We start from the raw sequence: 22717 nt of genomic DNA on the forward strand, positions 1-22717 counted from the left end.
GCGGAACGGTAAAGTCGCTACCGGGCGAATGTACAGGTATGATTCCGCCCGTCGCCCGTCGATTCGTCGCCGGCGAGACCGTCCCGGAGGCCCTCGACCACGCGCGGGCGTGCAACGAGGACGGCATCGCGGTCGTCCTGAACCTGCTCGGCGAGCACTACACCGACCCGAGCGACGTCCGCGCCGACGTGGACGCGTACCTCGCGCTGCTCGACGACCTCGCCGACGGCGGCCTCGACGCCTGCCTCTCGGTGAAACCCTCACAGCTCGGTCTCGACGTCTCCGCCGACCTGTTCGAGACGCACTACCGCGAGATCGTCGCCCGCGCCGACGAGGTGGGGGCGTTCGTCTGGTGTGACATGGAGGACGCAGACACCACCGACGCGACCCTCGACGCCTTCGCGTCGATCGCCGCCGACCACCCGTGGCGCGTCGGCCAGTGCGTCCAGTCGAACCTCCGACGCACCCGTGCGGACCTCGAACGCCTCGTCGACGTTCCCGGCGCGATCCGGCTCGTGAAGGGCGCGTACGACGAGCCCGAGTCGATCGCGCACACGGACAAGGCGGCCGTGGACGAGGCGTACCGCGAGGACCTGCGGTACCTCTTCGAACACCGCGACCGCGGCGTCGCCGTCGGGAGCCACGACCCCGCGATGATCGCGCTCGCCGACCGGCTCGCCCGGGAGTTCGGGACCGACTACGAGGTGCAGATGCTGATGGGCGTCCGCGAGGACGCCCAGCGCGACCTCGCGGCGCAGGGGATCGACGTGGCGCAGTACGCCCCGTACGGCGACGCGTGGCTCTCGTACTTCGTCCGGCGCGTCCGCGAGCGCCGGGAGAACCTGACGTTCGCCGCCCGGGCGGTCCTTGGTCGGTGAGTCGAGGTCTGGTCGACGGTCGATCCGGTCTGCAGCCGGTCAGCGACGCGACCCGGCGTAGAAGCTCTCTTAACCCCCGCCGCACACCGATCCGATAGATGTCCACGTGGAAACGCGACTTCGCCAGCGGTCTCATCGTGCTGGCGCCCCTGTTGGTGCTCCTCCTCGTCCTCCAGTGGATCTACCGCTACATCGCCTCGATCCCGCTCATCGACGACCTCCAGCCGGCGGTCATCCCCGGGCCGCTAGAACCCGTCTCCCGGGTCGTCATCGCGCTCGCCGTGTTCGCGACGGTCGTGCTCGCGGTCGGCTACTTCATGCGGACGACGCTCGGCCGGCTCGCGGAGTCGGCGGTCGACGGCGCGATAAACCGTATCCCCGCGTTGCGGGTGGTGTACAACGCCTCGAAGCTCGCGATCGAGACGGCCGTCTCCGGGACGGACGAACTCCAGAGTCCGGTGTACCTGGAGACGTGGCCGGGAATTCGGATGACGGCGTTCCGCACCGGAAAGAAGACGCGAGACGGTAAGATCGTCTTGTTCATGCCGACCGCACCAAACATCACGACGGGATTCGTCATCGAGGTCGAGCCGGAGAAGATCGAAGAGACCGGCGAGACCGTCGAGGAGGGGATGACGCGCGTCCTCTCTGCCGGCTTCGCGGAGTCGGCCCACCAGGTCCCGGTCGAGGAGGCGGCGGCACCGGACGGGACCGTCGGTCGCCCGGGCGGCCTCGGCGGCGTCTCTACCGCCGGAACCCCGGGAGAGCGAGACCGCCCCGAGGGCGACGACCGCGGCGCGGCCGGTGAGGAGGGAGCGTCTGGCGGGACCGGAGCGTCCGGCGAGAGCGGCGACGGGGACGGAGCGGCGGAGACCGGCACGGGAGCAGAGTAACCCGGAGCAGACTGGGCCGGAGCAGACGGAGCCGCGAGCGGTGGTAACCGGCGCGCGGTGTCGAAGCCGCCTACAGGTACGTGAACCAGTCGTCGTGGTCGTCGGTGCGGCGCTCCACCAGATCGAAGAAGGCGTCCTGTAGCTCCTCTGTGATCGGTCCGCGGGTTCCCGAGCCGATCTCGGTGTCGTCGACGGATCGGATCGGCGTCACCTCCGCCGCGGAGCCGGTGAAGAACAGCTCGTCGGCGGTGTACAGCTGTCCGCGGGAGATGATCGCCTCGTCGTGGACCTCGTATCCCCGCTCTTCGGCGAGCGTGATGACGGTGTCACGGGTGATTCCCTCCAGGATCGACTGGGCGGGGCCGGTGGTGTAGATCTCGCCGTCGTTGATCATGAAGATGTTCTCGCCCGGCCCTTCGGCGACGTTCCCCTCCTTGTTCAAGACGATCGCCTCGACGTAGCCGTTCCGGCGGGCCTCCTCGCCCGCGAGCATGGAGTTGACGTAGAGGCCGGTGGTCTTCACGTTCGTGGGAACCTGCGAGGAGGCGTGTTTCCGCCACGAGGAGACCATCACGTCGACGCCGTCGTTGAGCGCCTCCTCGCCGAGGTACGCGCCCCACGGCCACGCCGCGAGCACGACGTCGGTCGGACAGTCGGCGGGCGAGACGCCGAGCGAGTCGTACCCGTAGTAGGCGATCGGTCGGATGTAGCCGGACTCCAGGTCCTGCCGGTCGAGGAGTTCGAGCGTCGCCTCGGTGAGCTCCTCGCGCGAGTGGTCGATGTCCAGATCGTACAGCTTCGCGGAGTCGAACAGCCGGTCGAGGTGTTCCTCCCACCGGAAGACCGCCGGCCCCTCCTCGGTGTCGTAACAGCGGACGCCCTCGAAGACGCCCGTTCCGTAGTGGAGCGCGTGCGTGAGAACGTGGGTCGTCGCGTCCTCCCAGTCGAGGAACTCCCCGTTCTTCCAGATCGTGTCGACGTCCATCTCGTCGAATCCCATGTACGAGCGGTCGTGACCTCCGGGCTTAAATTTATGAGAAACGAGCCCCCGATTTCCGGTTCGGCGGGACGCGCCGCGTGCGGCGTGTCGGCCCGTCTCCCAACCGATCCGTTCGATCCGGCGGACGACGGCCCGGAGGCGGTGCGATTCTCATCTCGCACGGCACCGCGACCTCACCCTCCCCAGCCTCGGTCGGCGGCGGCCGCGGGACCGCACCGGATCGCGGCCGCCGCCGACCTCCCTCGCGCGAGCGACTCGCGGCCGCCACTGTCGGCCGCTCGTCGGCACGCGCCGACCGCTGCGGGGCGGCGGTGGCTCGGAGTCAGTCCGTGAGCGCGTCGACGAGGTCCGCGCCCTCGACGTAGGGGATCCCCCGTCGTTCGGCGTAGGCGGCGGCGTCCCCGGGCGACAGCGCCGAGCCCGTCTCGTCGTCGAGCATCTCACAGACCACGGCGGCCGGCGCGGCGTCGACCGCCTCGGCCATCGCGAGCCCGAGTTCGGTGTGGCCGGTCCGGCCGTCGAGCCCGTCGCGAGCGCCGCGGAGGACGTGGACGTGGCCGGGCGCGCGGAACTCGGCCGCGAAGTCGTCGGGGCCGTACCCGTCGGGGTCGCCGTCGACGGCCGCGGCCGCGGCCGCCAACTCGACTATCGTCCGGGCGCGGTCCTCGTCCGTGATCCCCGTGAACGTCTCGCGGTGATTGACGGGAAGCGAGAACGAGGAGCGGTCGTCGTACGCGGGGTCGTCGTCGACGGCGGGATGGTCGAGAGCGTCCGCGAGGAACGGGAGACCGAACGCGTCCGCGACGGGGTCGTCGACGGCGACGCAGATCAGCCCGCCGGCGTCGTTTCGCATGTGCGCGACCGCGGCCTCGTCGACCGCGCCCGCGGGGTAGACGATGTCCGTCTCCCCCTCGCGGTCCGCGAAGTCGTGGACGCAGACCGGATCGCCGGCGCGGAAGGCGTCGAGCGCCCGGTCGACCGGCGAGCTATCGGCGGTCGGACGGCCGGTGTCCGGCCCGTCGGCGTCGACGCGCATCAGGCCACCTCCGTCTCGACGCTGTTTGTCGCCGTGTCGTCCGCCCGCTCGGCCGCGGCCACGCGGATCTCGATTTCGCTCCCGTCGTCGAGCCCGAGGGCGTCGCGGAGGCGTTCCGGTGCGATGAGTTCCAGTTGGTCGTCGTCGTGGTGCGTACGGTCCGGGACTATCGCGTGGACCTCCTCGTAGCGCTCGTCGCCGGCGACGACGGTGACGCCGTAACACGAGGCCGCGCCGTAGGTCCGGTCGTCGTCCTCCCAGGCGTCTATCGGCACCGCCTCGATTCCGGTCAGTTCGCCGCGGCGGCGGACGCTCTCCTCGCTCAGGTCGACGTTGAGCGTGCCGGGGAACGGCTCGTAGCCGAGCCGCGACCGGAACTGCTCGGCGTAGCCGGAGAGAGTGATGTAGTGTCGTCCCTCGCCCATCCCGCTCGTGACCACACCGCGGAGGACGAGGTCGACGTCGGTCTCGAAGAGCCGGCGGTAGTCGGCGTACTCCGCGCGCAGCGCCGCCTCTCCCGCCTCGGTGACCCGAACCCACTGGCCGTCGCCGACCACGTCGCGCTCGACGTACCCCGCGGATTCGAGGCTCTGGAGCCGCCGAGAAGCGGTCTGCGTCGAGGCGTCGAGGCGGTCGCCGAGCGCCGCACACGACACCTTCGTCTCGGTTAAGCCGCCGACGAGCCCGACGTGTTTCAGGGCCGCTACCGCGGCCGGGTCGAGGTCCGTCGCCGCCGTCGCTTCTGCCATGTTCCGATCTGGGACCCGCGAACGCAAAAGTGTAACGAATATGGGATGCGTCTCAATATCGTTATTTACTGCGGGAGGGGGCGTCGTATCGGTGCGCGGACGACGCACGACGGACACGGCGTCGACGACGCTGCGTACACGAGGTTCGGTGCGGCAGCCACCTAATCCCGTCGGTCTCGCAGACCCCCTCGCGTGGCGCTGGCGACTGAGAATGACTCGCGTGCAGGTCGAAGAAAGGTAAGGTACAAATACGAACGGCGATTGGTCGACGATGAGGGCTCGTAGATCAGCGGCAGATCGCTTCCTTCGCAAGGAAGAGGCCCGGGGTTCAAATCCCCGCGAGTCCACTCACTTCGTTCGTTCCCTCGCTTGGTCCCGTTCGCTGTGCTCACGGGACCCCCGCGAGTTCGTCTGAATTTCACTCGACTCCTCAGGACCAGAGAGTCGAGTCTCGCGTTCTCTCACGGCCGTTTGGCTTCGACACTTATGTAGCTACTACCATCGGCGCTGAGAGAGTTCACCGGAACTCCCGGCCCACTCCGACGCCGTCGGGACCGATCCGTCGTGAAACGGAGGCGGTCCGCATGAGCGACCGGAACGGACGAACCGGGCAGAGCAGTGCGCCTCTGACAGTTCACACCTCGTGCCCCGGCGGTGAGGAACTAGCAGGCAGTCGTGAAAACTGTCTTTCGATCGGGTGCGGCTCTCGCACAGCAGGTCCGCGATCCTCGCGTGCTACGGCGTACTCGCCGAAACAACGACCGTCCTCGCGGCGAGCCCGGTCGATCCCAACGCGGAGGCGAGTCCAATCGTCGGGAGGCGCTTGCGCTCGGTGACCCCGCAACCACCGTCTATATCTGTGCTCGCGTCGCGGCCGCGGCCGTCACGCGGTCGACTGCCGCCATCACCGTCGACGCTCCCGCGTGGTAGACGCGCCGGGCGTCTCTGCGTCACCGGACGAACGCCGGGCGAACACGGGTCAAACGATTCTTGTGGGTGCGACTGAACCGGAGACGCGTGAACGAGACGATCGCGGTGCTCGGGGTGACGCTGCTCGTCCTCCTCGCCGGGTGTGGCGGGTTCGCGGAAACCGGCGATCAGCCGTCGCCGTCGACCGATGCGGCCGAGCCGACGGGTTCGGGCGGTCCGGAAACGGGCACCGCGTGGGTCGTGACCGTCACGCGGGTGATCGACGGCGACACGATCGAGGTCGCGTTTCCGAACGGCGAGACGGACACCGTCCGACTGTTGGGCGTCGACGCCCCCGAGACGTCTCGCGAGTCCGTCACTCCGGACGAGTTCGAGGGAATTCCGGACACGTCCGCCGGGCGCGATCACCTCCACGCGTGGGGACAGAACGCGGCTCGGTACGCGGCCGAGACGCTCGCGGGGGAGACGGTCCGGATCGAGACGGACGAGCGCGCGGACCGCCGCGGCGGGTTCGGTCGACTCCTCGCATACGTGTACCTCGACGGTGAGAACGTCAACGAGCGGCTTCTCGCGAACGGCTACGCGCGGCTGTACGACAGCCGGTTCACCATGCGCGACGCGTTCCGTGACGCGGAACGGGACGCACGCGAGGGCGGCGTCGGACTGTGGGGTTTCGAACCGGTGAGCAGTTCCGATCCGGCACCCGGACGCGATATCGGCCGCCCCGCCTCCACGTCGGTTCCCACGCGCTGACGCGCCCGCCACCGGCGACATTTAGGCAGGCCTAAAAACCGAAGCAGTTATATTCTTTTAGGGTAGCCTAAAACCATGCGAAGCGACGACCGCGGCTCCGCGAGGCGGACGCGCGCACACGCAAAGGCGTGGCTCTACTTCGCGCTCTTCGGTTCCGACGAGGAGACGGGCGAGCCGGAGGACCGCTCGGAGACGGCCCGCGACGACGCGAGTGACGGTCGGTCCGTAGAGGGGTGAGACGCGGATCGATGAGCGATGACTCGCAGTACCTCCTCGTCGTGTTCCTCGCCGAGAAGCGGGACGCCGCCCCGGTCTCGCCCGGAACGGTCGCCGACGCCGTCGACCGGTCGCCCGCGGCGACGACGGAGATGCTTCAGCGGCTCGCCGACCGGGGACTGGTCGCGTACGAACCCTACGAGGGTGCGACGCTGACTCCCGAGGGACGCGAGGCCGCGGCGGAACTGTACGACACGTACGTCACACTGTTGCGGTTCTTCGAGACCGTCCTCGGGTTGGACGATCACCGGGCGGAGGCGATGGAACTCGCCGGAACCGTGAGCCCGCTCGTCGCCGACCGGCTGGCGTCGACCCTTCCGCTCGACGCCGACCCCGGGCCACCCGAGAACCACCAGTTCGTCTCCGACTCGTGACGACCCGCCGTCTCGGTGAAAACCGCACCCTTTTTGTTTTAGGCCTGCCTAAACACTGGCAATGGCCGCTGGTACCCAGTCTCGTTCCGAACCGGAGTCGCCCCCCGAGCCACGCGACGGACCCGAGATATCGCTCTGTGAGAGCTGTCCCGGGACGTCGGTGTTCCTCGAATCGGGGAACACGGACGGATGGATCGCGAGCGACGTGACCATCGACGTGACCCGGTGACGATGGCCGACACAGACTCCGGTGCCGACGACGACAGTGCCGCCGCTGCCGACGACATCGACGACGACACCGTAGCCGACAGCGCTGCCGACGACCGCGCGGTCATCAGGACCGGCCGAGACTTCGAACAGGCGTACCGCTTGGACGCGGCCGAAGCGGGGTCGTTCCTGATCGACGTGGGCGAACAGCTCCGCGACGCCGACGACCTGACGATCTCTACCGACGAGTGGACGCTGCCCTTCGCGTTCGGCGAGCCGGTGGAACTGGAGATCGACTTCGACGGCGTCGACGAACCCGAACTGGAGATCGAACTGGAGCTGCCGGGGCGGACCGACGAGAGCGCGCCGGACGTGGAGTGAAGCGCTGGCAGAAAAACTTCTGAGCGTACCAACGGGACGGAGCGGCGTCTCCCGTCAGTTCGCCGCGGAGTCGAGGACGAGCGTGTCGTCTTCGAGGTAGTGTTCGATGTGGTGGGCGTGTTCCTCGATCGTCTCGAGCTGTTCGCGCAGCATCTCCTCGGTCGCGTAGTCGCCGAGACCGGCGGCGAGTTCGATGTGGTCGCGGTAGCTCTCGATGATGTCACCCATCATCTCGAGATCGTTCGACAGCGACGTGCGGACGTCGTAGACGTCCTCGTCTTCGGCCTCGACCGTGGCGTTCTCGACGAGCGCCGGCATGCTCGCGTGCGGCACGCCGCCGAGCGCCTGAAGCCGCTCCGCGAGCTCGTCGGCCGCGTCCTCGACGTCCTCGTACACCTCCTGTAAGAACACGTGGACCTCGAGGAACTCCGCGCCTTCGACGTTCCAGTGGTGTTTGTGCAGTTGGTGGTAGAGCACGTACGCGTCCGCGAGATCCGCGTTCAGTGCCTCGATGATCTGTGCGGCCTTTTCCTCGTCGAGCCGGACCGGATTCTCGCCGACGGTGCCAGCCTCCTGCCGGACGGTCTTCTGTGTGCTCATTACGCCCCTACGTTCGTTCCCCACCGACTTAAAATTTTTCAGTAAGTGGACAATTTTTCGCACGGCCTAAACCCGACCGGTAGGTTCTGAGAAGAGATGCGGTAACGTCGCTTTGTTCGGCTTTCCGTGCCTCTGAGGGCCGTTTTGGGAAGTCGAAGTGGCGTGGGATACCGATCGATTACCGCACGATATCTCCATGACCTTTCTGGATGATTATGCTTTCTCTGTGACCGCAGCGACAGCACGCCCGCGGTCGAACGGCTGCTCGTCTCCCGACAGTTGGGGGGAGGTCCGTGAGCGCTGACGACCGGCCTCGACGGCCGCACTCCGCGTGCGGACTCGGTCGCGTCCGACCGTATCCCTCCGCCGGGGAGCGCGGTTCCGCCCACTCGGCGTGGCGATGACGCCTGCGCGAGACAGACCCATTATATACTCTCAGTGAATTGGTGCCGCTATGGGCGTCTCAGAGATACTCGAGGGACAGAACCTCACGCATCGCCAGATGGGTGCGATCATGATCGGGTGGTTGGTACTCGTGAGCGTGGTCTCCGTCGGACTACTGGTGTACACGTACCTCAACTTCGTGTAGCTCGACCGCCTCGCGGCAACCCCGACGGGAACCCCGGCACCTATCAGCGCCGACGGCAAACGTCGGTTCGATGGACGCAGCCGAGCGCCGGATCGTCGGATTCACCGCGGGTGCCCACGCGCTAGTTCACACCTACGAACTCTCGATACCGATCCTGCTCACGGTGTGGATCGCGGAGTTCTCCACCACTGCGGCGGCGCTCGGCGGAGTCGTCACGATCGGCTACGGCCTGTTCGGGATCGGCGCGCTCCCCGGCGGGATCCTCGTCGATCGGATCGGCTCGAAGCCGCTCATCATCGCGTGTCTGGGCGGCATGGCCGGGTCGTTTCTCCTCGTGAGCCTCGCTCCCACCCTTCCGATTCTCACGCTCGCGATCGCGCTCTGGGGTGTCACCGCGAGCGTCTACCACCCGGCGGGACTCGCGCTGATATCGACGTCTGTCGACCGGCGCGGCACCGCCCTCGGGTATCACGGTATCGGCGGCAACCTCGGGATCGCCCTCGGGCCGCTCGCGACCGCGCTCCTCCTCTTGGCCTTCGACTGGGAGGTCGTCGCCGCGCTGCTCGCCGTCCCGGCGCTCCTCGTCGCGGGCTACGGCGCGACCGTCGACGTCGGCGAGGAGTCGGCGGAGAGCGGTCGCGGCGGCTCGGACACCGACACGACGGCGATGACGCTCCACAGCGTCGTCGGCGACACGCGGGCGCTCATGGCCGGCGGGTTCGTGCTCGTGCTGGCGTTCGCCGTGTCGAGCGGGCTCTACTACCGAACGTTCCTCACCTTCCTCCCGGATCTGCTCGGAGACGTGCTCTCGGGGCTCGTCGACGTGCAACTGATCGACCCCGAGAGCCCCTACGCCGAGGAGTTCGACCTCGCGCGGTACCTGTACGTCGCCGTCCTCACCGTCGGGGTGTTCGGCCAGTACCTCGGCGGACGCATCGCCGACCGGGTCCGCCCCGAACGCGGGCTGATCGGCCTCATGTCCGTGCTGGCCGCGCTCGCGCTGCTTTTCGCTCCTGCGAGCGAGACCACCGCGGCGTTTCTCGCGGTGTCGCTGCTCCTCGGCGTCGCGCTGTTCACCGTCCAGCCGCTCTCGCAGGCGACGGTCGCCGCGTACTCGCCGCCCGACTCCCGCGGACTCTCCTTCGGCTTCACCTACCTCGCCATCTTCGGGGTCGGGTCGCTCGGCGCGGCGCTCGCCGGCACGGTCCTGACCAGAGCGGGACCGGACGAGCTGTTCGTGGTGCTGGCCGGGATCGCGACCGTCGGCGCGCTCTGTGCGACCGCGGTCGTGCGGCTCGCGACGCGGCGGGACTGAGCGCTGAAACTGACCGCCGGAACCGGAACTGACCGCCGGAACTGACCGCTCGGCCGCGTCGGCGAGGCCGAGACCGTAGACGAGTCGGCGACTCGCGCGCGAACGCAACGCTCTTTTTCGGGTTCGCCGTCGCGGGCGTATGGGACGAGCGAACGAGACGCACGATCAGAGCGAATCGAAGACGACGACCACGCCGGACGCGACGACCACGCCGAACGCCGGACGCGCCGGGGACGGAACCGACGAAATCGACGGAGTCGGTGCCGAGAGGCCCGCAACCGGACCGACCGCATCGGAGGAGACGCCCGTGACAGACGGCGGCACGGAGCGCCGGCTGGTCGCCGGGTGGCAGGGCCGCTACTACGAGGACTTCGCGGTCGGCGACGTCTACAAACACCCCTACGGGCGGACGGTGACCGAGACGGACAACGTCTGGTTCACGAACCTGTCGATGAACCTCAATCCGATGCACTTCAACGAGGCGTACGCCGCGGAGACGGAGTTCGGCGAGCGCCTCGTCGACGGCACCTTCGTCATCGCGCTCGCGGTCGGCATGAGCGTCATCGACGTGAGTGCGAACGCGACGGCGAACCTCGGCTACGACGACATCCGCCACCACGAGCCCGTGTTTCACGGCGACACAATCTTCGCGGAGTCGGAGGTGCTCGAAAAGCGGGAGTCGTCCTCGCGCGACCACGTCGGCATCGTCACCACCGGGCTGCGCGCGTACAACCAGAACGGCGACCTCGTGCTCTCGTTAGAGCGCACGGTGATGGTTCTGAAACGGTCGCACGCGGAGCCGAGCGCGGCGCAGCCGACCGGATGGCCGGAGGGCATCGGCACGCAGCCGGAGGACCTGAGCTGAACGGGCCGGGCCGTAGCGCGAGCCGACTCAGGCCGTGTGTTTCGCCTCCTCGGGGTCCTCGACGACCTCGACGCCGCGGTTGTTCACCGCGTGCGGGTCGAGCCCCTCCTCTTGGAGGAACTGCTTGTAGAGCCGCTCTGCGGTCTCGCCGTCTTTCTGTTTGTCGCTGGCGTGGTCACAGAGTTCGAGGAGGTTCTCCGGCACGTCGTTCTCGTGGACGATCCAGTGGTTGATCGTGTCCGAGAGTCGGCGGATTGGCGAGGTGAAGTGGCCGTAGATGTCGAAGTTGAGCGCGTGGTGGCCGCCGAACGGGTCGTTCATGTACTTCGCGCGGGGCATCACCTTCAGCACCGCCCGCTGGATCTTGTTGAGTTGGCGGCCGGGAGAGGTCTCCAACGCGGCGTTGACCGCCTTCCGCGGGTCGTCGCCCCACGCGTCGCCCGGGATCGAGACGCCGTCGAGTTCTTGGATCTCTTTTAGCGCCTCGTTCCACTGGTCGGGCGTCGGCTGCGGGTGGACGCGGTACATCGCCTCGACGCCGCGGTCCCACATCAGGGTGTGTGTCACCGCCTTGTTCGCCTTCAGCATCGACTCCTCGATGATGGTGTGCGCGCGGTCGCGGCTCGGGTTCAACACGAGCGAGCCGTCCGCCTTGCGCTGTTCGTGCATCTGGTCCGCAAGCTCGAACGCGAGCGCGTTCTCCTCGCCGAGCGGGAGCGAGGGGTCCTCAAGCCGCTCCTCGCACTCGTTGTAGGTGAGCCGCTCGTCCGAGTTGATCACCGACTTGTAGATGTCGATGTCCTCGAAGGAGAGCGTCTCCTCGTCGATCTCCATCTCCACGGTGTGTGCGAGTCGGTCCTCGTTCGGGACGAGAGAGCAGACGGTCTCCGCGAGCACGGGCGGGAGCATGTGGATCGTGTAATCGGGGAGATACACCGTGTTCGCGCGCTCGACCGCCTCCTCCCACATCGCGGTGTCGGGCGTGACGTAGTGGGTGACGTCGGCGATGTGGACCCACAGCCGGTAGGCGTCGTCCTCCCGCTCGATGGAGATGGCGTCGTCGAAGTCCTGCGCGTCGACGGGGTCCGTCGTCCACGTCGTCAACTCGCGGAGGTCGCGCCGCTCGTCGATCTCCGATTCGATCTCCTCGTAGACTCCCTCGGTCCGGGCCTCCGCCTCGCGGAGGACTTCACTCGGGAACTCGTCGCGGATCTCGAACTCCTCGAACAGTTCCTCGCGCTTCTCGGCGAGTCGATCGGCGAGCGCCGGCGTGATCGTCACGGGGCCTTGGTCCTCGGCGGACCCGGGTTTCGGCTCGTCGGCAGTCATACGGCGACCAACGCGCGTGCGTTAGAAAGGCCTGTCGGGGAACCGACGGCGTCGCCGATCGCGGACCGCGGTCGCGTCACCGGACGACCCCGCCGACAAGCGGCGACAGCGCGAGCGCGGCGACGACGAACGAGACGATCCCGAGGACGACGGGCACCGCCGATCGCCCCACCAGCCGGCGCGCGACCTGCCGTGCGGACGCGTCGCCGACGACGAACGGCGACCCGGTCGCTATCGCCGATCTCACCTCGCCGACTGGCGCGTCGGGGAACGACTCGGCGTCGCCGATCACGGTCACCTCGTCGCCGGGGCGGAGCAGGCGCTGGCGGTAGCGCCGCCGGGGATCGTCGCCGATGGTGAGCGGCCCGAACTCGTAGCCGGTGTCGGTCTCCTCGACCTCCTCGAACGCGTCGGTGAACCGCCTGATCCGCTCGGGCGGGCGCTCGCCGGCGTCGAGTTCATACTCCTCGTCGACGCCGAAGACGAACTCTGCGGCCGCGGGATCGACGCGGACGGCGGACCCGCCGGTCGCGACGCGGAATGGAACTCCCGCCTCTCCGGAGTCGACCGTGACCCACGATCGCCCCTTCCCCTGGCTGCGGTACTCCGAAACGTCGTAGGCACAACAGAGGCACGCTTCGTCGGAGAACGGGGCGGGGAGCGTCGCGTCATCGTCTTCGGGGCTGTCGCGACCGGACGAGTCGGCGGACGGCGACCTCTTTGAAGCCCGCTCCGGCACGGTCTCGGCGCGTCCGGAGAGCCGGACGCGACTGTCGCCCTCGCGGAGCGATCGGGGGTCGGTCGGCGCGGCGCGGAGGACACGAACCGCGTCTAGCGAACCCCGCGCGCCGTACGCGAGGAACGCGACTCCGACCGTGGCCGCGGCGACGCCGATCAGCGTCGGGACGACGTCGACCGCTGTTTGGAGAGGCGCTGGTGAGGGCGGTACGGACGGCTTGGGGAGGGCGAGCATGCGACGAGCCGGTAGCGGCCCACGGCAGGAATGCGTATCGGTCGGGCGGGCGACGCCGGAGGCCGTCGCGGCGGGGTCGTAGCGGTATAGGGGTCGGTACGCGGTCGCGGCGGGGTCGTAGCGGTCGCTGCGGGGCCGGCGTCAGCGGTCCCTGTCGGTTCGCTCGGACGTGTCGTCCGAACGGCCGGCGTCGTACGCGTCCGTCTCGCCGAACGTGTCCGTCGCCGAACCGTCGCCGTCCGTCGCGTCCGCCTCCACGGCGTCGGCGTACCGGTCGAGGAACTCCTCGCGCGAGAGGCCGTCGGACTCGATAGAGAGGATCAGCGATTCGAGGCCGTCGCGCGGCTGGTGGCAGATGTCGTCGTCGCAGTCGGTACAGAGGTACTCGAACTCCTTGTCGCGCCGGCTCCAGCGGTCGCCCTCCTTGTCGTACTCGCGCGCGTCCTCGCGCAGCACCGAGTCCCCACACGCGATGCAGATCACCGTCCGCCGGTCCCGGTTTCTCCGGGCTCGCCACATACGGACAGCCTCGGTCCCGCCGTACTTAGCATTTGGTGCGCGGCTGACGCTCGTCCGACGACGCGGCGGGCGACCCGGCGGCCGTCGGTTCGGGCTACTCCAAGACGTGTTCGGTGTCGTACGACCCGAGCACGCGCACCCACCCGTTGTCGGCTATCGCCTCGACGTCGTCGACGGCCTGACGCATGTGTTCCTCGTAGAGCCCGGCGTCGACGTCGAAGTGGAACAGGTAGTCGCCGAGGCGCTCGCCGCTCGGACGCGACTCGATCCGCGAGAGGTTGAGGTTGCGGTCGGCGAACGCCTCCAAGAGCTCCAAGAGCAGTCCGGGGTAGTTCGCGTTCGGGTAGACGATCAGGGTGGTCTTGCCGCCGGCGTCGGACCGGGCGGACGCGGGCGCGACCACCAGGAACCGCGTCGCGTTCGAGGTGCGGTCCTGGATGTCCTCGGCGAGGATCTCGAGGTCGTCGCCGGCGTTGTCGGGGTGGCCGATCCCGGCGACGCGGGCGTCCTCGCGGGCGCGCTCGACGCCGCGGGCGGTCGAGGCGACCGCTTCGAGGCCGGCGTCCGGGTGCTCCGCTTCCAGCCAGTTGCGACACTGCGCGAGCGCCTGCGAGTGGCTGGCGACGACCTCGAACTCCGGTCCCTGCGCTAAGAGCGCGTGGCGGATCGGCGTGACGACCTCGCGGGTGACCGCGACGTCGTAGTCGGCCAAGGCGTCGAGGCTCTCCGTGACGGAGCCCTCGATGCTGTTCTCGATCGGGACGACACCGCGCTCGAACTCGCCGGACGCGACCGCGTCGACGATGGCGGTGACGGATTCACGGAACGACACCTCGGCGGCGACGGCTCGCGCCGCGCGGTGTGAGTACGTGCCGGCGGGACCGAGCGTGACGGCGTTCATCGACCGCACCAACACGGTCACCGCTGAAAAGCGTGCGGGTGCGCGGAAACGAACGGACGCGGTGCCCTCAGGCGACGAACTCCGAGCCGTCGAGAAGCTCTCGTTTCGCGCGTTCGAGCTCTGGTCCCTCCGGAACCAGTCCCGGAACCGTGGCGTCGTCGTCGAAGCGGTCCGGGTCCGGGTCGAGCGGCCCGAGGTACTCCGAGAACACCGATCCCTGTCGCCCGGTAACGTAAATGAACCCGCCGTACTTTCGCTCGTCGAAAGGCGTCGAGTCCGGGTCCGGAACGGCGTCGCGGACGTGATGAATCCGGTCGCTGATGTACTCGGCCGCCTGCCGCTGTGAGTACTGGCACTCCGCGAAGTACCGCTCGTGGTGGTCGGTGGTGAGGTCCGTGTCGGCGTGTCGCGGCGACTCGTAGTGGACGGCGTCGCCGCCGACCTCGCCGACGGCGAAGCTGAGGTTCACGGTGAAACAGTCCGGATACCGGAGCACCGCCAAGAGGAATATCTCCTCGTCGAGCGTCAGCCGCTCTTGCAGCCGATAGTAACACTCCAGGTAGTACACTGCGAGGGCACCGACCCAGTCGTCGCGCTCGCCCCGGAGGTACGCGTCCGCGACCTCGCGGTAGTCCTCACCCGTGAGCTGTCGGAGTTGATGCTCGAATCCGCGGTGCATCTCGTCGAGCTCGACGCCGTACGCCTCGGTGAGCGGGAGGTCCGGGTCGGCGAGCAGTTCGCTCCGGCGAACGCTGGCGTCCGCGAAGCTCGTGATGTGGTCGCGGAGCGTCCGTTCGGCGTCGACGTTCGGGAGCGGGATCCGGACCGCCCGGTCGTAGAGGATAGTCGCGCCATCTTCCCACCGACGCCGGCGTGTGTCCATCAGTACCCGTTATATCCTATACATTAATAAATTGAGCAGTTATAGTACATGTTATGACATGACACGACTGTGGCCGCACCGGAGCCAGGCGTCGGACTGCCCGAACGGGAGCTGGAACCGGTCCGTTCGGCTTCGCGCGCGGCGGCTGCGACGCGGAACCGAGACAGCCGGATCGCACGCCGAGAGCCGGACCGAGAGGTCGTCTCACTCGTCGGTCGGGACGGCCGTCAGAGCGGCCTCGACGATCCGCACCGCAGTCGGACCGTCGCGACGTTCCACGGCGACGACGAGCGAGTCACCCACGACGGCGGCGACAGAGGGGCGAACGTCCGCCGCGTCGAGGCGGCGGAGGACCGTCGCGAGCGCCGCCGCGTCGACATCGCCGGTCGCGAGGATCGCGGTGTCGGAGCCGCCCTCGCAGAGGGCGGCGTCGCCGAGGCGGACGAGGGCGTCGGCCGCCGGCCCCTCGCCGTCGCAGTCGTGGACTACCGTCACCCCGCTCCGCATCGAGACGCTGACGTCGCGTCCCGCGGTCTCGTAGGCGGGAAGCTCCGATCGGAACCGGCGGAGCGCGGTCGCGACCGCGTCGACGTCGCCGTCGAGGTCGGCGTCGGCGACGAGCCACGCGGCGGCGGCGCTGTGGTTCACCACGCCGGCGCGGAGCGCGTCGCGGAGGAACGGCCGTTCTCGAACCGCCTCGCGTGCGTCTGCTGCGAGCGACATGGTGGTCGCTCCGCGCCGACGGACATGGCCGTTTCGGTCGCGGGGAGGGCGTCGACGCGGACCCGGCGAACGCGCAGCGAAGCGGATTCCCGCGCGCTCGCACGCTCCGAAGTCCCTAAGAGCGGCGCGCCCCCAGAACCGGTATGCAGTCGCTCGTCATCGTCGCACACGGCTCGCACCTGAATCCGGAGTCGAGCGCGCCGACGTACGACCACGCGGACACGATCCGCGCGACCGGCGCGTTCGACGAGGTGAAGACCGGATTCTGGAAGGAGGAGCCGCACTTCCGAGAGGTGCTCCGCACCGTCGAGGGCGACGAGGTGTACGTCGTCCCGCTCTTCGTCTCCGAGGGGTACTTCACGGAGCAGGTGATCCCCCGCGAGCTTCGGCTCGACGGGTGGGACGTCTCGGCGTGGGGCTCCGACGGCCTCTCCGCCGACCAGGCCACGCTCGTCGCCGAGGACATCGACCGCGAGGTCCGCTACTGCGGCCCGGTGGGGACCCACCGCGCGATGACGGACGTGATCGTCCGGCGCGCGGAGTCGGTCACGGACGACCCCGACGTAGGCGAGGGGTTCGGGCTGGCGGTGGTCGGCCACGGCACCGAGCGCAACGAGAACTCGGCGAAGGCGATCGAGTACCACGCAGACCGGATCGCGGAGCGCGACCGCTTCGACGAGGTGGAGGCGCTGTACATGGACGAAGAGCCCGAGGTCGACGACCTCCCCGACTTCTTCGAGAGCGACGACGTCGTCTTGGTCCCGCTTTTCATCGCCGACGGCTACCACACCCAAGAGGACATCCCTGAGGACGTCGGACTCTGTGAAGATCACACCGAGGGGTACGACGTGCCGACCGCGGTCGAGGACACGCGGATCTGGTACGCGGGCGCGGTGGGAACGGAGCCGCTCATGGCCGACGTGGTACTGGAGCGCGCGGCCGACGCCGGGGCGGACCTCGGGACCGCGCTCGACGACGTGCGCGAGACGACCCGCGTCGCCACGGGGGACTGACCGTGGCGGACCAGTCTCCCGACGCGGACCGCGAAACGGACGACGACGGCTCGCCGACCGAGACGCAGGCGGCCGATTCCGAGCCCGCGGTCCCCGATATCGACCTCCCGAGCGACGCGTTCGACGCCGTCCTCGACGCGCTCGGAGAGCGCGCCGATCCCGACGAGGGAGCGCCCGAACCGATCCGGTTCGAGGGGTTCGCTGTCGCCGTCTCGGGCGGCGACCGCGCTGACGACGCCGACGCCCGCTACGTCCTCGATCCCGCCGGCGACGACCCCCGAACGGGACTGAGCGAGCGCGAACTCCACGCGGCGCTCGCCGAGCGCGCCCCCGCGGTCACGGACTGGTACGCCTTCGAGCGCGTCGTCGGCGAGTTCGGTCCCCGGCGCGCGTTCCTGCGGTGGATCGAGGACGCCGACGGGGCGACCGTCGCGGCGCGGTACGCCGCGCTCGCCGAGGGGATCGAACGCGCGTGGGGGCAGCTTCGGGTCACGGCTCGGGTCACCGACCGCGGCGAGCGCCGGTACGACGTGCGTCACGCCGACGACGCCGGCGTCCCGATCGACGAGCTGGACGCCCACGACGACCCGCTCGACGCCCGCGAGATCGTGAAACTGGACGAGAAGGGTCGCTACCGCCCCCTCAAGACCGCGCCCACGCTGCGGGACGGGTGGGTGTTCGCCGATCTGGGCCCGAGAGACGCCTACGAGGTCGTCGAGACGGTCTACCCCGCGACGGTCGCCAACTGGCACCGCGAGCGCGAGGGCGACCTCGACGTGACTCACTGGCGCGAGACGATGGAGCGGCAGTCCGGCATCTACGGCGTGGTCAAGACGTGGGACCGCGGCGAGGGCCACGAGCACGTCAACTGGGTCGCGGAGGCCTGCTGTGACGACTCACAGTGTCTCAAACGGCGCGAGTGGGAGTACGACGCAGACACCGAACTCGACGTCGACGGCGGCGACGGCGCCTTCCCCTGCCGGGAGCCCTGCTCGGTCGTCGTGAGCGCCGCGCGCAAGTGGACCAGACTGGAGAGCGAGCAGCCGCGAACCTACGAGTTCGAACTGACGCCGAGCGAGAAAGAGCAGGTGGAAGACATCATCGATGCGGTCGCCGACGGTCGGATCGACGAGATCCGCGAGGCCGACACGAAGGAGGGCGCGAACCGGTACCGAGCGCGGTTCCTCCGCGCCAAGCGGTTCGACGACGAGGGGAACCTCGGCGGCGTGCCGACCGACGAGGACGCAGAGGAGTAGAATCCTCGCACGCGCGATCTTACGCTGTGTCACGAAACCTTTAGACGCAGGACCGGCGTATCTCGGCGCAATGAGTCGCGGCCCCGAACTGATAATCACGGAGAAAGACAACGCCGCCCGGCGCATCGCCGACATCCTGAGCGGCGAGTCCGCGACGGCGGAGCGGAAAAACGACGTGAACGTGTACAAGTGGGGCGGCAAGCGCTGTATCGGCCTCTCCGGGCACGTCGTCGGCGTCGACTTCCCGCCGGAGTACAACGACTGGCGCGACGTGGAGCCGGTCGAACTCATCGACGCTCCGACGACGAAACAACCCACTCAAGAGGGGATCGTCGCGGCCCTCCGCACGCTCGCGCGAAACGCCTCTCGGGTGACGATCGCGACCGACTACGACCGCGAGGGCGAACTCATCGGCAAGGAGGCGTACGAACTGGTCCGCGAGGTCAACGAGGACGCGCCGATCGACCGCGTCCGGTTCTCCTCGATCACGGAAAACGAGGTGCGGGAGGCGTTCGCGAACCCCGACGACCTGGACTTCGATCTCGCCGCCGCCGGGGAGGCCCGGCAGGTGATCGACCTCACGTGGGGCGCGGCGCTCACCCGGTTCCTCTCGCTTTCCGCCCGCCAGCTCGGCGACGACTTCATCTCCGTCGGCCGGGTGCAGGGGCCGACGCTCAAGCTGATCGTCGACCGCGAACGCGAGATACAGGCGTTCGACCCCGAGTCCTACTGGGAGCTGTACGGGAACCTGACCAAGTCCGGCGGCGACCCCTTCGAGGCGCGCTACTTCTACCTGAACGACGAGGGCAACGAGGCCGAGCGCGTCTGGGACGGGGACACAGCGGAGATCCTGACGGAGGCGCTCGACGCGGCCGAGGCGGCCGTCGTCGACGACGTGACCCGCCGGACCCAGACTGACGACCCGCCGACGCCGTTCAACACCACGGCGTTCATCCGCGCTGCGGGCTCGCTGGGCTACTCCGCACAGCGCGCGATGTCGCTCGCGGAGGACCTGTACACCGACGGCTACCTCACGTACCCGCGGACGGACAACACGGTGTACCCCGAGGACTTGGAGCCCCGAGAGCTTCTCGAAGACCTCGCTTCCGCCTCGACGTTCGGCTCCGACGCCGCGAGCCTGCTGGAACTGGACGAGATAGAGCCAACCGAGGGCGACGAGGAGACGACGGACCACCCGCCGATCCACCCCACCGGCGAGATCCCCTCGGCGTCGGACCTCTCGGAGGACGAGTGGGAGGTGTACGAGCTCGTCGTGCGGCGGTTCCTCGCGACCTGTGCCGAGCCCGCGACGTGGGAGCGGCTGCGCGTCGTCGCGCTCGCGAACGGGGAGGCGACGCCCATCGCCGAGCGCGCGGACGGGCTCGCCGCGCTCCGGACCACCGAGGACGCGGACGGCCCGGCCGACCTCGTCGCAGACGGCGGGCTCCGGCTGAAGGCGAACGGGAAGCGCCTGCTCTCTGCCGGCTACCACGAGGTCTATCCGTACCGCTCCAGCGACGAGCGGATCGTCCCCGACGTGGAGGTCGGCGAGACGCTCGCGCTCGACGAGCGACACACCGAGGCCAAAGAGACCCAGCCGCCGCGCCGCTACGGTCAGTCGCGACTCATCGAGGAGATGGAAAAGCGCGGCGTCGGAACCAAGGCGACCCGGCACCGCACCTTGGAGAAGCTCTACGACCGAAACTACATCGAGAGCGACCCGCCGCGACCGACCCGGCTCGCGGAGGCGGTCGTCGAGGCCGCAGAGGAGTTCGCCGAACACGTCGTGAGCGAGGAGATGACCGCCCAACTGGAACAGGACATGCAGGCGATCGCGGCGGGCGAGAAGGAGTACGACGAGGTGACCGCGGAGTCGCGCGAGCTGCTCGAACGCGTGTTCGACGACCTCACCGAGTCGCGTGAGGCGGTCGGAGATCACCTCCAGAAGTCGCTGAAGGCGGACAAGACGCTCGGGCCCTGTCCCGAGTGCGGCTCGGACCTGCTCGTTCGGAAGTCCAGGCAGGGGTCGTACTTCGTGGGCTGTGACGGCTACCCCGACTGCGAGTACACCCTGCCGCTCCCCTCGACGGGCAAACCGCTCATCCTCGACGAGACCTGCGAGGAGCACGACCTCAGGCACGTGAAGATGCTCGCCGGGCGGAAGACGTTCGTCCACGGCTGTCCGCAGTGCAAGGCCGACGAGGCGGACGAACAGGAGGACGAGGTGATCGGCACGTGTCCCGACTGCGGCGACGAGCACGGGGGGAAGCTGGCGATCAAGCGGCTCCGCTCCGGCTCCCGACTCGTCGGCTGTACGCGCTACCCCGACTGTGACTACTCGCTGCCGCTCCCCCGTCGCGGCGAGATCGAGGTCACGGACGAGACCTGCGAGGAGCACGACCTCCCCCACCTCCGCGTCCACTCGGGCGACGAGCCGTGGGAGCTTGGCTGTCCGATCTGTAACTACCGGGAGTTCACGGCCCGACAGAAGGGATCCGAGCTACAGGCCGTCGAGGGGATAGGCGAGAAGACGGCCGCGAAGCTGCAGGCGGCTGGCGTCGCCGGCGTCGACGACCTCAAGTCGGTCGACCCGGACGAACTCGCGGCCGACGTCGACGGCGTCGGCCCCGACACGGTCCGCGACTGGCAGGCGAACGCCGACTGACGCGGCGATCGAACGGCTCCGTCGGCGATTCCGTCGATCCCACCCCCAAACCAATAAGTCGCGACCGCGTCGACAGAGGTAGCGATGGAACGCCGCGAGGGCGACGGCGGGTCGAGCGGAGATCTCCCGTCCGGAGACGGCCCCGTGTCGCCCGCCCTCCGGTCGGTGCTGTCCGCGATGCCGACGCCGGCGCTCGCGTGCGATCCGGAGACGCACGCGATCCGGGCGGCGAACTCACCCGCCGTCTCCCTCCTCGATCGGGAGCCCGCGGCGCTGCGGGTGCTCGATCTGTCCACCCTCACTGCCGCCGGGACCACAGTCGACGGCGATTCGGTCGACACGGCGATCGACCGCGCCCGAACCGCCGACGGTGACGCCGGCACGGTCGCGGTGGAGACGGAAGCGGTCGACGGAGATGAGAGTCGACAACGGCTCGAACTCACGCCGCGGCTGTCGACGGTCGACGGAGACGAGTGGCTGATCGTCGGGGTCACCGACGTCACGGACCGCCTTCGAGCCGAGAGCCAACTGCGGTCACAGCTGCGCGTCACGGAGGCGATCGCGTCGACGCTTCCGGGCGCGTTGTTCGAGTGCACCGCGAACGGCACTCTCCACCGATGGAACGATCAGTTCGCCGCGGACACCGGCTACGAGGGACGCGAACTGTCGTCGACCGAACTCACCTCGCTGTTCGTCGAGTCCGGTCCCGACCGCGGAAGCGACGCGGTCGGGGCGAGCGTCACCGAGATGCTCCGACGGGTGTACCGCGACGGCGACATCGCCGACCGCGAGGTGACGCTTCTCACCCGCGCCGGCGAGCGCGTCGCCTACCGGCTCACGCTCGGACCGATCACCGACGGCGACGAGGTGGTCGGCGCGATCGGGATCGGCGAGGACGTGACTGCGACCTCGCTCCGAGAGGAGCGACTCGCCGTGTTGACGCGGGTGTTACGACACAACTTCCGCAACGACCTCAACGTGGTGACGGGGTTCACGGAACGGGCGATCGAGGCCACCGACGACCCGCAACGCGCCGCGGAACTCGACCGCGTCGTCGACACCGCAGAGCGGCTGCTTCGGGTCGGCGAGACGGCGCGAAAAGTCGAGCGACTGCTCGCCGACCGGCCGGATCCGCAGCCGCTCGACCTCCGTGAGACCGTCGCCGAGGCGATCGCGTCGCTGCCGAGAGACCCCCGCGAGCGCGCCGAGATCCACGTCGACGTACCCGGGGGAGTCACCGTCACCGCGATCGGCTATCTCGCCGAGGCGCTCGCGGAGCTCGTCGACAACGCGATCCGACACAACGACACTGAGCACCCGCGCGTCGAGATCTCGGCCGCGGAGCTGCCGAGCGAGTCGTGGACGTCGCTGGTCGTCGACGACGACGGCCCCGGTATTCCCCCCGCCGAGCGAGCGGTGCTCACCGGCGAGGAGACGCCCTTGGACCACGCGAGCGGCCTCGGACTCTGGTACGTCAGTTGGATCGTCGGGGCGAGCGGCGGGACGCTCAACATCACCGAGAGCAGCGACGGCGGGAGTCGGATCGAGATCGAACTCAAGACGTCCGAGACCGGGTGAGCGGTGCGGTCGAGGTCGTTCGACCGGTGTT

The 22717-nt window shown here is 68.9% G+C and carries 24 protein-coding genes and 1 tRNA gene; 15 read left to right on the plus strand and 10 right to left on the minus strand.

Annotation, left to right across the window (positions count from 1 at the left end; all coding sequences use genetic code 11):
* The first annotated feature begins 38 nt into the window (after positions 1 to 38).
* Together NO930_RS06925 and NO930_RS06930 are read left to right on the plus strand one after the other, a co-directional pair.
* Positions 39 to 878 carry a proline dehydrogenase family protein gene (locus tag NO930_RS06925; RefSeq protein ID WP_256402947.1) on the plus strand — a complete coding sequence of 280 codons (840 nt, stop codon included), beginning with the start codon at positions 39 to 41 and terminating at the stop codon, positions 876 to 878.
* Between the two features lie 98 nt (positions 879 to 976).
* Positions 977 to 1771: a DUF502 domain-containing protein gene (locus NO930_RS06930; RefSeq protein ID WP_256402948.1), complete on the plus strand. Its 795-nt coding sequence runs from the start codon at positions 977 to 979 to the stop codon at positions 1769 to 1771.
* Positions 1772 to 1841: 70 nt separating this feature from the next.
* On the opposite strand, the gene NO930_RS06935 is transcribed toward NO930_RS06930, so the two are convergent.
* The 3 genes from NO930_RS06935 to NO930_RS06945 all read right to left on the minus strand — a co-directional run bounded on the left by NO930_RS06935 (position 1842) and on the right by NO930_RS06945 (position 4556).
* Positions 1842 to 2771, minus strand: coding sequence for a branched-chain amino acid transaminase (locus tag NO930_RS06935; RefSeq protein WP_256402949.1), 930 nt, complete (start codon positions 2769 to 2771; stop codon positions 1842 to 1844).
* 322 nt (positions 2772 to 3093) lie between these two features.
* A complete protein-coding gene (ribB, locus tag NO930_RS06940) occupies positions 3094 to 3807 on the minus strand; it encodes a 3,4-dihydroxy-2-butanone-4-phosphate synthase (RefSeq protein WP_256402950.1) in 714 nt (237 codons plus the stop codon).
* Entirely contained in the window at positions 3807 to 4556 is a 750-nt protein-coding gene (locus tag NO930_RS06945) for a DUF120 domain-containing protein (RefSeq protein ID WP_137783172.1), read from the minus strand. Before NO930_RS06945 ends, ribB begins: the two co-directional genes overlap by 1 nt.
* 275 nt (positions 4557 to 4831) lie before the next feature.
* Between NO930_RS06945 and NO930_RS06950 the strand changes: the two genes are divergently transcribed.
* From NO930_RS06950 to NO930_RS06975, 6 genes are all read left to right on the plus strand, one after another.
* Positions 4832 to 4903, plus strand: a tRNA-Ala gene (locus tag NO930_RS06950).
* A 670-nt stretch (positions 4904 to 5573) separates the two neighbouring features.
* Positions 5574 to 6239, plus strand: a complete 666-nt coding sequence (locus tag NO930_RS06955) for a thermonuclease family protein (RefSeq protein WP_256402951.1) — start codon at positions 5574 to 5576, stop codon at positions 6237 to 6239.
* Positions 6240 to 6314: 75 nt separating this feature from the next.
* Positions 6315 to 6476 carry a hypothetical protein gene (locus NO930_RS06960; RefSeq protein WP_158298366.1) on the plus strand — a complete coding sequence of 54 codons (162 nt, stop codon included), beginning with the start codon at positions 6315 to 6317 and terminating at the stop codon, positions 6474 to 6476.
* A gap of 11 nt (positions 6477 to 6487) precedes the next feature.
* The gene (locus tag NO930_RS06965) at positions 6488 to 6889 is read left to right on the plus strand and encodes a metal-dependent transcriptional regulator (RefSeq protein WP_256402952.1); all 402 of its coding nucleotides are present in this window, start codon (positions 6488 to 6490) and stop codon (positions 6887 to 6889) included.
* Between the two features lie 61 nt (positions 6890 to 6950).
* Positions 6951 to 7118, plus strand: coding sequence for a hypothetical protein (locus NO930_RS06970; protein ID WP_256402953.1), 168 nt, complete (start codon positions 6951 to 6953; stop codon positions 7116 to 7118).
* 2 nt (positions 7119 to 7120) lie between these two features.
* Entirely contained in the window at positions 7121 to 7477 is a 357-nt protein-coding gene (locus tag NO930_RS06975) for an amphi-Trp domain-containing protein (RefSeq protein ID WP_137782807.1), read from the plus strand.
* 54 nt (positions 7478 to 7531) lie between these two features.
* Here the strand turns inward: NO930_RS06975 and dpsA are convergent, their stop codons facing one another.
* Positions 7532 to 8077: a DNA starvation/stationary phase protection protein DpsA gene (gene dpsA / locus NO930_RS06980; protein ID WP_137782806.1), complete on the minus strand. Its 546-nt coding sequence runs from the start codon at positions 8075 to 8077 to the stop codon at positions 7532 to 7534.
* A 454-nt stretch (positions 8078 to 8531) separates the two neighbouring features.
* Between dpsA and NO930_RS06985 the strand changes: the two genes are divergently transcribed.
* The 3 genes from NO930_RS06985 to NO930_RS06995 all read left to right on the plus strand — a co-directional run bounded on the left by NO930_RS06985 (position 8532) and on the right by NO930_RS06995 (position 10846).
* Positions 8532 to 8666 carry a hypothetical protein gene (locus tag NO930_RS06985; RefSeq protein ID WP_255511552.1) on the plus strand — a complete coding sequence of 45 codons (135 nt, stop codon included), beginning with the start codon at positions 8532 to 8534 and terminating at the stop codon, positions 8664 to 8666.
* A gap of 70 nt (positions 8667 to 8736) precedes the next feature.
* The gene (locus tag NO930_RS06990; protein ID WP_256402954.1) at positions 8737 to 9981 is read left to right on the plus strand and encodes an MFS transporter; all 1245 of its coding nucleotides are present in this window, start codon (positions 8737 to 8739) and stop codon (positions 9979 to 9981) included.
* 139 nt (positions 9982 to 10120) lie between these two features.
* Positions 10121 to 10846, plus strand: coding sequence for a MaoC family dehydratase (locus NO930_RS06995; protein ID WP_256402955.1), 726 nt, complete (start codon positions 10121 to 10123; stop codon positions 10844 to 10846).
* Between the two features lie 27 nt (positions 10847 to 10873).
* On the opposite strand, the gene NO930_RS07000 is transcribed toward NO930_RS06995, so the two are convergent.
* The 6 genes from NO930_RS07000 to NO930_RS07025 all read right to left on the minus strand — a co-directional run bounded on the left by NO930_RS07000 (position 10874) and on the right by NO930_RS07025 (position 16174).
* On the minus strand, positions 10874 to 12175 hold the full coding sequence (locus NO930_RS07000) for a ribonuclease catalytic domain-containing protein (protein ID WP_137782804.1): 1302 nt from the start codon (positions 12173 to 12175) through the stop codon (positions 10874 to 10876).
* A 76-nt stretch (positions 12176 to 12251) separates the two neighbouring features.
* Complete coding sequence (locus tag NO930_RS07005; RefSeq protein WP_256402956.1) at positions 12252 to 13148, minus strand: E3 ubiquitin ligase family protein; 897 nt, start codon at positions 13146 to 13148, stop codon at positions 12252 to 12254.
* 141 nt (positions 13149 to 13289) lie between these two features.
* On the minus strand, positions 13290 to 13667 hold the full coding sequence (locus NO930_RS07010; RefSeq protein ID WP_137782802.1) for a DUF7562 family protein: 378 nt from the start codon (positions 13665 to 13667) through the stop codon (positions 13290 to 13292).
* A 94-nt stretch (positions 13668 to 13761) separates the two neighbouring features.
* Complete coding sequence (pheA, locus tag NO930_RS07015; RefSeq protein WP_137782801.1) at positions 13762 to 14568, minus strand: prephenate dehydratase; 807 nt, start codon at positions 14566 to 14568, stop codon at positions 13762 to 13764.
* Positions 14569 to 14635: 67 nt separating this feature from the next.
* Positions 14636 to 15451: a hypothetical protein gene (locus tag NO930_RS07020; protein WP_256402957.1), complete on the minus strand. Its 816-nt coding sequence runs from the start codon at positions 15449 to 15451 to the stop codon at positions 14636 to 14638.
* Between the two features lie 204 nt (positions 15452 to 15655).
* Complete coding sequence (locus tag NO930_RS07025; protein WP_137782799.1) at positions 15656 to 16174, minus strand: DUF7523 family protein; 519 nt, start codon at positions 16172 to 16174, stop codon at positions 15656 to 15658.
* 143 nt (positions 16175 to 16317) lie between these two features.
* Between NO930_RS07025 and NO930_RS07030 the strand changes: the two genes are divergently transcribed.
* The 4 genes from NO930_RS07030 to NO930_RS07045 all read left to right on the plus strand — a co-directional run bounded on the left by NO930_RS07030 (position 16318) and on the right by NO930_RS07045 (position 22686).
* A complete protein-coding gene (locus NO930_RS07030; RefSeq protein WP_137782798.1) occupies positions 16318 to 17187 on the plus strand; it encodes a CbiX/SirB N-terminal domain-containing protein in 870 nt (289 codons plus the stop codon).
* 2 nt (positions 17188 to 17189) lie between these two features.
* The gene (locus tag NO930_RS07035; RefSeq protein ID WP_425601441.1) at positions 17190 to 18443 is read left to right on the plus strand and encodes a DR2241 family protein; all 1254 of its coding nucleotides are present in this window, start codon (positions 17190 to 17192) and stop codon (positions 18441 to 18443) included.
* A gap of 70 nt (positions 18444 to 18513) precedes the next feature.
* Positions 18514 to 21108 (plus strand): DNA topoisomerase I, encoded by a 2595-nt coding sequence (locus NO930_RS07040; RefSeq protein WP_256402958.1) that lies wholly within the window; start codon positions 18514 to 18516, stop codon positions 21106 to 21108.
* Between the two features lie 84 nt (positions 21109 to 21192).
* Positions 21193 to 22686: a sensor histidine kinase gene (locus NO930_RS07045; protein WP_256402959.1), complete on the plus strand. Its 1494-nt coding sequence runs from the start codon at positions 21193 to 21195 to the stop codon at positions 22684 to 22686.
* Positions 22687 to 22717: the final 31 nt, after the last annotated feature.

This window comes from Halorubrum salinum, from assembly GCF_024494575.1.
Classification (GTDB): Archaea; Halobacteriota; Halobacteria; order Halobacteriales; family Haloferacaceae; genus Halorubrum; species Halorubrum salinum.

Bases quoted from the DNA above. Each gene is read 5' to 3' on its own strand.
- NO930_RS07010 (WP_137782802.1), bottom strand. From the start codon at position 13,667: ATGTGGCGAGCCCGGAGAAACCGGGACCGGCGGACGGTGATCTGCATC.
- pheA (WP_137782801.1), bottom strand. From the start codon at position 14,568: ATGAACGCCGTCACGCTCGGTCCCGCCGGCACGTACTCACACCGCGCG.
- NO930_RS07030 (WP_137782798.1), top strand. From the start codon at position 16,318: ATGCAGTCGCTCGTCATCGTCGCACACGGCTCGCACCTGAATCCGGAG.
- NO930_RS07045 (WP_256402959.1), top strand. From the start codon at position 21,193: ATGGAACGCCGCGAGGGCGACGGCGGGTCGAGCGGAGATCTCCCGTCC.
- NO930_RS07020 (WP_256402957.1), bottom strand. From the start codon at position 15,451: ATGGACACACGCCGGCGTCGGTGGGAAGATGGCGCGACTATCCTCTAC.
- NO930_RS06985 (WP_255511552.1), top strand. From the start codon at position 8,532: ATGGGCGTCTCAGAGATACTCGAGGGACAGAACCTCACGCATCGCCAG.
- NO930_RS07005 (WP_256402956.1), bottom strand. From the start codon at position 13,148: ATGCTCGCCCTCCCCAAGCCGTCCGTACCGCCCTCACCAGCGCCTCTC.
- NO930_RS06925 (WP_256402947.1), top strand. From the start codon at position 39: ATGATTCCGCCCGTCGCCCGTCGATTCGTCGCCGGCGAGACCGTCCCG.
- NO930_RS06970 (WP_256402953.1), top strand. From the start codon at position 6,951: ATGGCCGCTGGTACCCAGTCTCGTTCCGAACCGGAGTCGCCCCCCGAG.
- NO930_RS06990 (WP_256402954.1), top strand. From the start codon at position 8,737: ATGGACGCAGCCGAGCGCCGGATCGTCGGATTCACCGCGGGTGCCCAC.
- NO930_RS06930 (WP_256402948.1), top strand. From the start codon at position 977: ATGTCCACGTGGAAACGCGACTTCGCCAGCGGTCTCATCGTGCTGGCG.
- NO930_RS07040 (WP_256402958.1), top strand. From the start codon at position 18,514: ATGAGTCGCGGCCCCGAACTGATAATCACGGAGAAAGACAACGCCGCC.
- NO930_RS06995 (WP_256402955.1), top strand. From the start codon at position 10,121: ATGGGACGAGCGAACGAGACGCACGATCAGAGCGAATCGAAGACGACG.
- NO930_RS06935 (WP_256402949.1), bottom strand. From the start codon at position 2,771: ATGGGATTCGACGAGATGGACGTCGACACGATCTGGAAGAACGGGGAG.
- NO930_RS07000 (WP_137782804.1), bottom strand. From the start codon at position 12,175: ATGACTGCCGACGAGCCGAAACCCGGGTCCGCCGAGGACCAAGGCCCC.
- NO930_RS06945 (WP_137783172.1), bottom strand. From the start codon at position 4,556: ATGGCAGAAGCGACGGCGGCGACGGACCTCGACCCGGCCGCGGTAGCG.
- dpsA (WP_137782806.1), bottom strand. From the start codon at position 8,077: ATGAGCACACAGAAGACCGTCCGGCAGGAGGCTGGCACCGTCGGCGAG.
- NO930_RS06960 (WP_158298366.1), top strand. From the start codon at position 6,315: ATGCGAAGCGACGACCGCGGCTCCGCGAGGCGGACGCGCGCACACGCA.
- NO930_RS07025 (WP_137782799.1), bottom strand. From the start codon at position 16,174: ATGTCGCTCGCAGCAGACGCACGCGAGGCGGTTCGAGAACGGCCGTTC.
- NO930_RS06975 (WP_137782807.1), top strand. From the start codon at position 7,121: ATGGCCGACACAGACTCCGGTGCCGACGACGACAGTGCCGCCGCTGCC.
- ribB (WP_256402950.1), bottom strand. From the start codon at position 3,807: ATGCGCGTCGACGCCGACGGGCCGGACACCGGCCGTCCGACCGCCGAT.
- NO930_RS06965 (WP_256402952.1), top strand. From the start codon at position 6,488: ATGAGCGATGACTCGCAGTACCTCCTCGTCGTGTTCCTCGCCGAGAAG.